The sequence below is a fragment of the Mesoplasma seiffertii ATCC 49495 genome (assembly GCF_000518725.1).
Lineage (GTDB): Bacteria > Bacillota_I > Bacilli_A > Mycoplasmatales > Mycoplasmataceae > Tullyiplasma > Tullyiplasma seiffertii.
Genome location: NZ_KI912485.1, coordinates 100800 through 114235, shown reverse-complemented (window position 1 = coordinate 114235; position 13436 = coordinate 100800). Strand labels below are relative to the sequence as shown.

At 29.0% G+C, this 13436-nt stretch carries 8 protein-coding genes; 3 read left to right on the top strand and 5 right to left on the bottom strand.

The window, feature by feature from the left end:
• From era to L872_RS0101910, 4 genes are read right to left on the bottom strand one after another with little or no spacing between them, the layout of a single operon-like run.
• Complete coding sequence (gene era / locus L872_RS0101925) at positions 1–909, bottom strand: GTPase Era (RefSeq protein WP_027063194.1); 909 nt, start codon at positions 907–909, stop codon at positions 1–3.
• A gap of 4 nt (positions 910–913) precedes the next feature.
• Positions 914–1408 (bottom strand): rRNA maturation RNase YbeY, encoded by a 495-nt coding sequence (gene ybeY, locus L872_RS0101920; protein WP_027063193.1) that lies wholly within the window; start codon positions 1406–1408, stop codon positions 914–916.
• 42 nt (positions 1409–1450) lie between these two features.
• A complete protein-coding gene (locus L872_RS0101915; protein WP_279306703.1) occupies positions 1451–3295 on the bottom strand; it encodes a cysteine peptidase family C39 domain-containing protein in 1845 nt (614 codons plus the stop codon).
• A gap of 39 nt (positions 3296–3334) precedes the next feature.
• The gene (locus tag L872_RS0101910; RefSeq protein WP_027063191.1) at positions 3335–3889 is read right to left on the bottom strand and encodes a DJ-1 family glyoxalase III; all 555 of its coding nucleotides are present in this window, start codon (positions 3887–3889) and stop codon (positions 3335–3337) included.
• A gap of 157 nt (positions 3890–4046) precedes the next feature.
• Between L872_RS0101910 and L872_RS0101905 the strand changes: the two genes are divergently transcribed.
• The 3 genes from L872_RS0101905 (at position 4047) to L872_RS0101895 (ending at position 7854) form a co-directional block, all read left to right on the top strand.
• Positions 4047–4799: a MurR/RpiR family transcriptional regulator gene (locus L872_RS0101905; protein WP_169729893.1), complete on the top strand. Its 753-nt coding sequence runs from the start codon at positions 4047–4049 to the stop codon at positions 4797–4799.
• An 84-nt stretch (positions 4800–4883) separates the two neighbouring features.
• Complete coding sequence (locus L872_RS0101900; RefSeq protein ID WP_027063189.1) at positions 4884–6428, top strand: PTS transporter subunit EIIB; 1545 nt, start codon at positions 4884–4886, stop codon at positions 6426–6428.
• The gene (locus tag L872_RS0101895) at positions 6412–7854 is read left to right on the top strand and encodes a glycoside hydrolase family 1 protein (protein WP_027063188.1); all 1443 of its coding nucleotides are present in this window, start codon (positions 6412–6414) and stop codon (positions 7852–7854) included. Before L872_RS0101900 ends, L872_RS0101895 begins: the two co-directional genes overlap by 17 nt.
• 231 nt (positions 7855–8085) lie before the next feature.
• On the opposite strand, the gene L872_RS0101890 is transcribed toward L872_RS0101895, so the two are convergent.
• Positions 8086–13416 carry an ABC transporter permease gene (locus L872_RS0101890; protein WP_027063187.1) on the bottom strand — a complete coding sequence of 1777 codons (5331 nt, stop codon included), beginning with the start codon at positions 13414–13416 and terminating at the stop codon, positions 8086–8088.
• Positions 13417–13436: the final 20 nt, after the last annotated feature.

The following is a 13436-nucleotide window of genomic DNA, read 5'->3' as shown; positions in this document are numbered from 1 at the left end:
CTAATACTTATTTTTGTCGTATCCCATTTTTTTAATTAAACTTGGAGAGTTACGTCAATTTTCTTGAACCTTAACAAATAATTCTAAATGAATATCTTTTTCAAATAATTCTTTAATTTGTTTTTTTGATTTATATTTAATATCAGAAATTTTAGATCCTTGTTTTCCAATAATAATACCCTTTTGAGATTTTCGCTCAACAATTATTGAAGCTGTTATTTCCATAGCCTCTTCATTTTCTTCAAGCTCATCAATCATAATCGCTACACTATGAGGAATTTCTTGTCCCGCTTTCATCAAAATATTTTCTCGAATTATTTCTCTAATTGCAAAACGATTTGGTTGATCAGTTACCATATCATCATCATAAAATTGATAATCATTTTCTGTTAAATTTTTAACAATTAAATTAACTAATGTATCAACGTTAACATTATCAACTGAAGAAGTAATAATTGTGTCAATAAATTTATCCGATAGTTCTTTTCATTCTAAAACTTTAGCAAAAAGCTTATCTTTTGTTACAGAATCTGCTTTAGTGATAACTAAAATTTTATCAATTTCACTTTTCTCTAATTCTCTTAAAATAAACATATCGTTTTTACCAATTGCTTCATCAGCTGGAACTAGAAACAGCGCTAAATCAACATCTTTCATACTTCGCAAAGCTGAAGCATTCATAAAACGATCTAACTCTTTTTTTGAAGTATGAATTCCGGGAGTATCTACAAAGACAACTTGGTATTCATCTTTTTTTGTCAAAATTCCACGAATGTTATTTCGAGTAGTCTGAGCTTTACTAGTAACAATAGAAACTTTTGCTCCAATAATTTTATTTAATAACGTCGATTTACCTACATTGGGTCTTCCAACAATTGTGACAAATCCAGATTTAAATTCTTGTTTCATTACTCTATTCTCCTATGTAATCTTCTTCAACAAACTTTATTTCATACTCTATTTGGCTCATCTTCAAAATTTCTTCTTGATATTTAAACATTTCTGCTTCATCTTCTAAACTCGTTTCATGATCATAACCTAGTAAATGCAAGAACCCATGAACAAATAAGAACCCCATCTCTTGTTCAATTGTATGGTCATATTTGATGGTTTTACGATGAGCTTCTTCCAAACATAAAAACATATCTCCAATTTCTCTTACCCCTAATGCAGCAATTTCTTGAGCTGACATTTCGACAGGAAAAGATGTTACATCAGCAATGTAAGATTTGTCGCGATATTGTTGATTGATTTCTTGTGCTTTTTGAGAATCAACAAATGTAACTGATAGCTCAATTTTATCTTTTATATTTAAAACCTTATAAGCATTATTAAAAATAGTTTTCCCAAACTTTTCTCATTTTTCCATATTTATTGGTGTTTCATTAATAAAATTTATTTCGATCATTATTTACCCTCGTTTGTTTAATTATACCTTACCCTCATTAAGTTAGTATAAGTCGTTAAAAACAATTAGCAAATTAGGACTAAATTTTGTAGCTAACTGAAGAAGTTTTAAACAATCTTGTTGCTTTATCAACTGAAAATTCTGATCAATAATGTAAACTGCCTTTGAAGTAAACAAACATCTAAGTAAAATAATAACTTCCTTTTGAAATTCAGTTATAATTTCCGGGTTAATTAAACTTTGGAGCTTAAGATTATAATTATCAAGAAAATCTAAAAAGCAACTTTCCTTTAATATAGCTGCAGTATTGTTTTTTAAATTATTATCTACTAAGTTGCTTAATAAGGTGCCGTATCAAATATCTAAATGTTGACTATTGGCATAATATACTTGTTGCCTTATAGCTAAAGAATTTAAATTTAAATGTCTTTCATCATTAATGAAAACTTCAAGAAAACTATTTTTGGAAGCTTTGTTAATAACCTTTAGAAATCCGAGTTCTTTTTTAACAACATTGACTCCAGGTTTAAAAATTAGCGGCTGTTTTTCAAACTCAACAATTTTAATATTTTTAATCGTCGCACAATCGCCGGTGGGTTTTGGTTTATTGAAGAGTTTATTAATTTTAATTGTATAGCTTAAATATTTTTTACGCTGTCTAACAAATGCTAAAATAATTTTTAAGTTTCCTTGATTTAAGTTATTTAAAATTAAGATCATAATTAGACTTTCAAAACTCGCTACTTGATTTTTTAAATCAAACCACAAAAATCAATAAATTAAAAAGATTAAGACTTTGTCCAAAATTAGTTCTAGAGTTTTTAACAATTGACTATTTGAAAATGATTGAGTGTTAGTTTGCTGTTGCTCTAAAATCTTTTCAATAACTTGTGTTTCCTTGCCAGAATTTTGATAGATTTCTTTGTTGGTAAGATACTTTATGACTTCAAGATTGGTTACTGGCATTTGTAACGGCGTTTTAACTACAATTGTAATTCCTATTACTATGAGATTATGAATAAAAATTAAACTAGCAACGCCAAAATTAATTCGTGCAATAATTACTAAGCAAAGAATATTAGCAATTGTTGTTGGTATCATTGGAATTACTACGTTGGTAAGAAACTCAATTATAAATTTGCTTTCTTCAAAAATCTTGTAATAATCAATTTGATTATTATAATCAATGCAAAAATGCAAAAACTTTTTAAGCATAATTAATTGTTGCTTACTTTTCAATTTTTCTAAAACAAAATTATTTAGTTCTCTAAAACCTAAGTTTAGAAGAAAAAGACCCAAAAAATATCCGTACAAATATAGATTCGGATAATCATTACTAATGTCTTGTCCGTACTTTTTAATAAACTGGCTTTCAGCAATAAAAACTATTGTAGTTACAAAAGTAATTATTGAATAAGTCAAAATAAACAAAGCGTAGTTTTTAAAATTAAGCGTTTTTCAAAAACTTCGACTAGTTTTATAAAGTTTAGAATTGGCTGTAAAAATAATAATATTGCCAGTAAAAATCTTTTTGAACTCGTTTCAAAATAGCGATGATGCTTTATTTTGACTAGGATCATTAATAATAACCTTAGTATTTGTTATTTGGCTGACAACAACAAAATGTAAAATTCCTTGAGAATCAGTAATTTGAGCCAAAAATGGTTTTTGATGCTTAAGTTCTTCTAAACTGGATACCTCCTGAAAAGCTTCACCATTTAAATAATAACTTTTACCAATCATTATTAAATCAAAAAAATTTAAGTTATTTAAACCTAAATTTTGTTCATACTTAATTTGATCGATATCAATAGAAGTCTTGTGAAAATATTCAATCAGCATTGCTAAACAAGCAACACCACAATCCTGATATCTTGTTTGCTTGATGTGTCTAATTTTCTCACCCTAAAGAATTAGAGAAAATAGTTAATTAATGACTAGAGCATCGGCAACTTTTTTGCTTGTTTGTTCATCTTTTAAATATTGAACTATTGTTAGGGCAAATTTAATAGCTGTTCCAGCTGACTGCCCAGTTAAAATATTATCAGCAACTGAATAAGCAGTATTACTTAATCTTGCTTTATCTAAAAAAGCAGTACACCCTGGATATCCGGAAATTTCTTTATTGGCAGCAATTCCTGCTTTTCCTAATAATTGAGGCGCTGCACATATTGCTGCAACCATTTTTTTAGCATTATTAAATTCTTTGATTGTTGATAATAAAAAAACATTTTCAAATAAATCATTAACCCCTGGACCACCAGGAATAATGATACCTTGATAGTTGTCACTTTTAAAATTGTGGTAATTATCATTAGCCATAACTTCAATTTGATGTGATCCAACTACTGATAAACTATCATTCAATGATATCAATTCAACTTCAATTTCAGCTCGGCGTAAAATATCAATTATTGAAATTGCTTCAATTTCTTCAAATCCTGTATGCATAAAAATTGCGACTTTAGAATTCATCATCATTTTATCATCCTCTTTTCTTATAGTATTATTTTACTCTATTCAAATAAAACTATCACTTAGTTAATATTTTTTTGAATAATCCTATAAAATTGAAATACATTAATAATATAATTTTAGAAATTGTAGTAAAAAGGAAAAACGTAAATAAATGAGTTCAATGTACAAAAAAGTTGAAAATTTGAGTCGAGATAATCGTAAAACAGCATTTAAATTGGTAGCTGAACAAATTGTCAAAGATTTTTCTAAAGGGTTATTTAAAACCCAAGAACAATTGGCTAGCGAATGCTACGTTTCAAAATCAACAATCACCCAATTTGCAAAAAATCTTGGCTGTACTGGTTTTCGAGAATTGCAAACAAGATTAAAAGTTGACTATGAGAACAACTTTGTTGAGCAAGACAGTAACTATTCTAGTCATCTAACTGTTAAAGATTACTATCTTTCTTTTGAAAAGTGAATATCGGAAAATTATGTTTTCTTAACTGATTTGCTAAAAGGTATTAAAAGCAAAGAGGAAGTTTTTTTGTTTCCAAGTTTTCAAACTCAATACGCAGGAAAATTTTTTGTTGATGTCTTAGAAAAGCATAACTTAGTTGCTAATATTTTCAATCTTGAAAAGGACTTCAACAAATTGAAAAAGATTAATTGAGAAAATAAACTTATTTTAATTATTTTTACTGGTCGAGATAATGCAAGTTTAAAAATAATTTATGATTACCTAGTTAGCATTGATTTGACTGTTTATGTAATTTGTTCTAACAATTGAAATTTTGCAAAAGATAAAAATACTAAAGCTATGTATATCGACAACAATTTAAGTCAAAGAAATTATGTTGATCGAAATTTTTGACTAATAAATTTGTTCAAGTTTTTAGAAGAACTACTTTTTGCCCAAGAAAAACTAAACTAGTTTCGGAAAAATAAACTAGTTTAGTTTTCTTTTTATTTGCTCTTTTTTTATTTTAATTAAGTTTAAATGTAGGTAGGAGGACTTATGAAATTTAAAAAAGAACACGTAATATTTCTTTTAGAAAATATTGGCGGAATTGATAACATTGACTCAACTAGTCATTGCATATCGAGAATGAGATTTCGATTAAAAGATATCTCAAAAGCTAATACTGAAGAAATTAAAAAACAAACTTGATGTAAAGGCGTATTAGTTGTTGGAGGAGAATACCAAGTAGTTATTGGTACAGAAGTTGAAAGCTTTTATAAACTTTTTACCAAAACAACTGAGGTAAAAGAAGCAACAGATGATGAACTAACCGTATCAAAACAGAAAACATCATTTATTATGTTTGTCTCATCAATCTTTAGCCCCTTAATGATTTTACTAGTTGTTTATGGAATGTGAGAAATGGTTAGAACCCCGTTTTTCTTGTCATCTAATTCTAGTGAAATTGGAGCTTTGATTGAAATAAACAGTATGATGGAATTGATATCAAAAGGTTTAAGTTGATTCATTGTAATGGCTGTTTGTTGAAGTACATTCAAAGTTATGGGTGGAACCCCCATTTTAGGATTGGCAATAGGTGCGATTCTTATTAGCCCTATGCTAGTACCAATTTCGGCATTAAACATCAAGGAAGGTGAAACCATAATTGAAGCGATGAATCAACATGGTTGAAAAATTTTTGGTGATCTGGTATTCCCTTGAAAAATATCATTTGAAGGATTAGTAATCCCTATGATTTTTGTTGGAATTTTGGGAGTATATATTGAAAAAGGAATGAACAAGGTTAAGCTAGGTGGCGCAAGATTGTTAATTCAACCAATGGTAGTTATCGCTGTAACAGTTATTGTAACAATGTTTACAATTGCTCCAGCTGGTTTGTTATTAACAAACTATATGTCAATTGCCTTTAATTATCTAATGACTCATCCAATTACCAAATATATCTTTTCACCACTTATCGGAATGTTTTATGGACCAATGGTAGTATTTGGATTGCATCGAACAATTACTCCGATCTTAATGCAAGATATTTTAAAATATAACGGAAGTTTCATTATGGGACTTATGATTATTTCAAATGTTTGTTTAGCCGTTGGCTGTCTAACATTTGGTTACATAAACAAAAACTGTAAAGAGGTTAAAACTACTGCATATTCTAATGGTATTTCAGCATTTGTAGCTGGAGTAACAGAACCAGCTATTTATTCAATTTCTTTGAAGTATGTTTTCCCTCTTATAGCATCAGCTATTGGAACATATTTTGGATGTCTATTGTATACCGCTGCTGGAGTTTGAACTAATGCCGCACCTTTCGGAATATTAGGATTAATCGGATTTGCTTCAAATGTTCCGAACACCATTAATATTGATCAATGAGCTGGGGGCTCAATTGTTTGAGGACCAATAAGTATGTTAATTGGAGTAACAATTAGTCTAATTATGACATTGTCTTTAAGCAAACTGACATATTTCAAAAATAGAACAAATAAAATTCTTGCAGATGAATATGGATATGTCGTTGAAATAAAACAAAATAAAATTGAAAAAGGAATGATAATACAAAATGAAAAAAATAGATAAAACTATAATGTTGGGAACCTCGATATCAGCTAATCAAGCTGAAGGTTATTGAAACATAAATGGTAAAGGTTTGTCAATTGCTGAAATGCGAAGATATAACCCTTCACTAAATCAAAAAGATATCAATACGGAACGAAAAATGACTGAAGAAAAAATTAAAGAAGCTTTAGACCCAAACTCTAAGTTTTATTATCCCAAAAAAAATGGTATTGATTTTTTCAAACACTACAAAGAAGATATTAAACTTTTAGCAGAAATGAATAATGATTGCTTCCGAACTTCGATCGCGTGAACAAGAATTTTTCCTAATGGTGATGAAGTAGAACCAAATGAGGAAGGCCTAAAATTTTATGATGATCTAATTGATGAATTACTTAAACATAACATTGAGCCGATAATCACAATTTCTCATTATGAAATGCCCTATTATTTGGTTGAAAAATTTGGTGGGTGAAAAAATAAGGTACTGGTTGAGTTTTATGTAAAATATGCCAAAACATTATTGGAGCGATACAAAAATAAAGTTAAGTATTGGATTCCTTTTAATGAAATGAATGCAGCAAACTATAGTGTTTGAGCTGGAGCGGGATTACGTGATGATGAGCATGAAAACATCTTAGGTTTATCAGTTCAAGCTTTACATAATATTTTCTTAGCCAACGCAGCAATTATTAAAGAGGGAAAAACAATTAGTTCAAACTTTAAATTTGGATCAATGATTGCAACATTACTATCATATCCAGAAGATGCTAATCCCTTGACTATTTTAAAAACAGATAAGGATCAACAAATGAAAATATATGCCTACTTTGATGTTTTACATCGCGGTGAATATCCTCAGTATGCATTAAACTTATATAAATCATTTGGAATGGATTTAAAAATAACTGCCGAAGAAAAAACTTTATTAAAAGAAAACACTTGTGACTTTATTGGATTTAGTTACTACATGTCTGGTGTTATTAGTTTAAACGATGAAATTCTAACAGAAGGTAACTTGGTTAAGGTTGGAAAAAATAAGCATCTAAAAGAAAATGAATGAGGATGACAAATTGATCCTGTGGGATTAAGAATTTTAATGAACAGGTTATATGACAGATATCAAAAACCCCTTTTTATCTTAGAAAATGGAATTGGATTTAAAGAAAAAAATCCAAACTTAGAAATGATTAATGACGATTATCGAATTGAATATTTGAAGTCTCATTTAGAGCAAATTCAAAAAGCATTTGAAGATGGTGTTGAATGCATTGGTTATACAATGTGAAGTCCATTTGACATTGTCTCACATGGGACTAGTGAAATGAGTAAACGCTACGGGCTTATTTATGTCGATCAAGATGACTTTGGTCAAGGTACAAAAAAAAGAATACCTAAAAAATCTTATTACTGATTTAAAAAAGTTTGTGAAACTCGAGAAGTATAATATTAATTTAAAGAACTAGAAGTTTTGTGTCCTTCTAGTTTTTTTATTTATGCTAAGTCAATCGATTTTGCAGATAACTTTTTGAATATTTTATTTGGAAAAAATTAAATAGGTCTTTCCTTGTAGTAATATTTTTTGTTGTAACTGACCACAAAAAAACACCATTTAAGGTGTTTGATTTTTGATTATTTAGTCAACATTTTTTAATTGTTGTTTTATGATAATACTAATTTAATCTCCAAAGCCTGTCATTAATTCCGAAGGATTTCCTCGTCGAATTTTTCCAGAAGAAACAATTAGTGATCCAATAAATGAAGACATAATAATTACGAAACTGATTACTGGTGGTCATCAAGAAATTCCAAATGGAATCGCAAAGCCTAAAGCGTAGATTCCTAAAATTCCTAAAGATATTAATCCTCAAGTCACAGCTGTTGCTAACACTCAAACAAGTAATCCAAAAATGGTTACCGTTCCGAAAGCATATTTCTGAACTTTTCAGTTTGAATATCCTAATGCCCGCATCAGAATCATAAATTTTTGGTATTGAGAAATATAAATATCTCCCACTAACATAATTAATAATGCTGCTGTAATAATTACTGCTACAATTAATAACATTCCAATTGAGGCAGCTAAAACAGATATTTGATTAATTAAATCTTTTGACGTACTCAATAATTTTTGAGAATCAATCATTGATTCAACATAGTTATTTGCCAAGTTTCCACCTAAACCTAAAGCATATTGCCCGGTGTTTCCAGCAGAAAGATATGAAATTCCTGATGTTAATCCTAGAGGTTCTTCAATATTTGAATATTTTCCATTATGTCAATACAATGGAGCATAATCTAAAGCTTGTTTTCCCATATAAGTTAATTCTCATCAATTAGTATTTAAAATATCTCTAGAATTTGCGTCACGTAGTTTATAACGATCAAATTTTTCTGATACTGTTCCTGTTGATTCGTCAACTTTTCCAGCAGCAACTTTAGTACTATAATCAAAAGTTGTATCTTTAATTCCAACTTTTCTAGACGTTGAATAATTTCCGATTAAGTTGGCTAAGCTAGAGTCCATAACGATAATAGTTTCGTTATATGAAGTCATGTTTCCTACAGCTTTAATATTAACTTTTAAATCTTTGTTAATATAGCTTGTCTTAATACTTAATCCTTGTTTTAAAGCTGGTGTTTCTCCAGTCAACGCATATTTGAATCAGTATTTTGGTTGTGCTAATAAGTTTGCCATTCCTTGATTTTCAACATCTCCTAATGAATAAGAAGTATCAAATGGACGTACAATTAAGTATTTCTCATTTTCATTTTTTTCAGTTCCTCAAGCCTGTTTAACAACATTAGGAACTTTTTCTGATTTAACATCTTTTTCATATCATTGATTATGTTTTGAAGGTTCTCCAGGGTTATAACCATTTAAAAACATATCAACACCTGCACCATTTTCCAACTGTGAATATGGAACAAATAATTCTAAATTTTTATATTCATAATAAGGTCTAATCAATGAAGCTTGAATATCTCCATCATCATTATATGAAAAGTCAGTAAACATTGCTGCCTTATCTCTAAGTTTATGGCTATCTTTGTCATACTGTTTTGCATAACTAAACTTATTATTATCAAGTGCAAACGGATCTAAGTAGTTTTGTTCAACCACTCCAGTTCTTGTTTTTGCAAAAGCGGCATATGATTTAGTTTGACCACTTGCATCTTTAGCATTAACTTTTGTATTTAAATAATAATCTGACACTGCAAAATCATTATCATTATAAATTCATGCTTGTTTTGGTAATTCAATACCATTTTTTGCAAGTTGCAGAACTTTTGATGTTGTTGTTAAATTTGATAATGTCTGATCTTTTTTCAATTTATATGCTGTACGTGATTGTTGGTTTGTAACAACTGGAGCAGTTACAGTATTTGAAGCTTTATCATAAAGTTTAGTTCCTTTAAATTCAATATCAGTGATTGTTGAATCTGCTTGTGGATTAGATGAGTTGAAAACTTTTTCTAATGCTTTAAGAGTTTTTCTATCAACAAAAGTTAAATCTTCAGATTCTTTATCAATTTTATAAGCAACTTGAGTTTTATCTAGCCCTGTAATCCCAACATTATTATATTGATCAGTTGCAACTTTTAATTCTGTTGAAATTGATTCTTTTTTTGGAATAAATTGTTCAAAGTTATATCCCAGACTGTATTGTTCTAGTCGTGATTCTTTTTGAATGTATCCTTTAACATATGGTGGAACCTCACTCATTAAAACATCAATAATTTGTTGTTTTCAGTTATTACTTTCACTATTTCCTGGTCCAGCTCCAGAAACAGAACCCATAACTGCTTTAATAAGTGTTGGGATTGACTCTGTAACTGATGATGATATTTGTCTAACCATTGCTAATTTTGCTTCATCATTTCAGTTTTCATCACTTACTTTAGGATTTAAACTTTCTTTACTGTTTAAGATCATTGCAAACATTTGATCAATCATTCCAATTGAAAATGCTTGACCTAAAACTGTATAAAAATGATTTCCAAAGTAATCTGAAACAATATTGAAAATTGTTTCAGGATTAGATGTTAAGTACTCAAATGAGCTTTGCACTTTGAATTGATCTGTGGCTCCAGCGCTGTAAAGATAATTACTAAAAGGTGTTGCATCAAATGTTGATGAATTATAACTTTTTGGAGTTTTGTAATATCCATAACCAACTCCAGTTCCATCCATATCTAGTTTGTCTTCAACAAAGTCACTTTCAACAGCATCTTGGCCTTCTCAGAAAGTATAAGCTGGTTTTGATAATGGCGAATTTAATGTCGTATCTTTATTTCGATAAGCATTGGCATATTTAACGCTCTTGTAGTAAGATTTTTGCGCATTTAAGGCCACTGATGGAATTGCTAAACCAGCAGAAATTAAGATTGATGAAAAGGCAATTACTGTAACAAGTAAGGCAATTGGTTTTCTTCCTGAACTTGCCAGTGTTAGAGAAAATTTTAAAGTAAACTTAGAATTTTTGAAAACTCCGTTTTTCAATTTGTTAATTAAGTTTGATGTTGATCATTTTGTATTAACTACTAGAATTTCCATAACTGATTTATTAGTTAATAAGAACGCACAAACTAGCGAAACAATGATTGCTACAACTCCAAATGCTACAAATGAAATTGCAAATGAAATTCCTTCAAAAACAAAGCCATGATATGGTGAACTAAAGTAATTAATAAACATTGATGAAAATGGAATTTGAGTAAGAACTCCTACTAATCATCCTAAAGGAATAATAATAAAAGTGATGATTAATGCTTGTGCAATATAAGACACCGCAATCATTCAAGGATCAGTTCCAATTGCTTTCAAAATACCAATTTGCTTAGCATTAAAATGAATTGTTTTTTTAATACAAATAATCAAAGCAGCAATTGCAATAATTGCAATAACAATTGATGCAATAATTGTGATCGTATTAAATACTTTTAATGCAAGTGGTTGTAATGTCCATGACAATCTAAAGTTAGAATCTTCAAACTTAACTGTACTAAAGAATGACTTAATTTGGTCACTTGAAGTTCCAGAATTTAAATAAGCATAATTAGCTTTTAATGATTTACCAACATTCATTTGCAATGCTAAGAAACGATTAATATCAGTTTTATAAGGACTTTCGATACCAGTTAAAAAGAAATTAAATGATTGAGTTGCACTTCGATCTGATTGACCCGATGAAACTCCGTTAGTTAAATCTCTTACAGTATCCCTATACGCATAAATGATCGCACTTGTTTTAGTTTGAGGAACTGGGAAGTCTGGATCAGCTGTTGGAAAGTATGAGTAAGTATCAGTTGCAAAACCAACGACTTTATACAATGCATCAGCAATACGTAAATGGTCATTAATTTTAATTTTATTTGCTTTAGCATACTGTTGAGAAAGTAATATTTCTCCTCTATTTAAAGCATTACGACCATCTAAAATTGTAAAATTTGTGTTATCACGATTGTTTAAAATAACTGCGCGATAACGAATTTGTGAAATACTATCAAAAACATATGTTTCTTTTCTAAAGTTTGCTTTATATCCAGAAACTTTTGCTGTTTGCTGCAAGTGATACTGATATGCTGAAACTCTTGTTTGGTTTCCAAAATTATTTCAATCAATGTCTTCAGGTTTTTCAGGAATTTCTTTATTAGGATCTTTTAATTCTTCTTCAGTATCGTTATCAATGATTGCCTTATAGTGATCATCGAAATAATCGTTTAGGTCAAAATTTTCATATGAGTCCATTCTTTGTAGAATACTTTGCTCTTGATCTGAGTATTTAAAAGTTTTAAATTCTGCAGTGTTTCCAACAAAACTTGCATCTCTAATAATTTTTTTTCCATCTTTTTCAGTAAGTTTTACAGCTGTCTGATTTACAATTCCACGGAACCCTTTTTTTCATAAGAAATGATTTTGAATACTTACTTCCGGTTTAATTGTTTCCGCAGCTAATTCTTCTGAATCATATAAGTATTGATTTTTGTTAGTACCATTAAATTCACTACCGATTTTTGTATCCAAAGCATATTTATTTTCTTCAGTAACAATATACTTAGAATCCTTCAGACCTTCATCTCCAAATTTATATCCAGAAACTACTTCATAAAATAATTCTCCAGGATTAACATTGTTTTCACCTTTGAAAGGTGCTCCTTCTTTAATAAATAAAACTTCATATTCACTTTTCAATCATTCTACAACAGTTGTTGCCACGATTTGAATATATGAATAAAAATCACGCTTCTCTAAACTAACATTAGCTCAAGCATTCTCTTTTTCTTCAGGACTAGTTGCTGTTTCATATTTGTATTTTGCTGCAATAATTTCATCAATAAAATTTGGTTCTTTAACCATTTCTCCAGCCATTGTGTTATTTAAATACTTTTCTTCAATTTTTTCAGGATTGCTTAAAGAAAATTTATGTACTGAATCTGAAAATGCTTTTAAAGACAAAATAATTTCATTTGTCATAATATTTTTTTGAATTCTTGCTCATTCATCACGATTATCATTAAGTTTTGAAAAATTTGCTTTAAATTGAGAAGATCCTTCAGCATTTAGCGAACGACCTTCAAATAGTCTAGTTAAAAAAGTTTCATTAAATGCTGATTGTGGGTTTGAAGCATCATTAAATTTTTCTAAGTAAATTTTATTGAAAGTAAAATTATAATCAGCCTGAGTTCCTTCTGGATTTAATTCATCTTGAATTCCAACATTGTCAAAATTCATAAAATCATTTAATGGAATAAATGTTGGCGTGCTATCTCCACCATTAACACTTTTTCTCCCTGTATATAATGATGTTGAATAATCAAATCTTGATACTGAATTAACAATTTTATTATATGAGTTATTAAGACGTACTGTAATTGATAATGAAGTTGACAAAATGAACGTTGATAAAAAAGCCAAAATCATAATTATAATGAATTGAATTTTAAATTTAAAGATTCCTTTTATTCCTTGTTTAAGTAACAAAAAGAAGTTATTTTGCTTTTTCATAGTTTGCCCTTCCTGTCTTC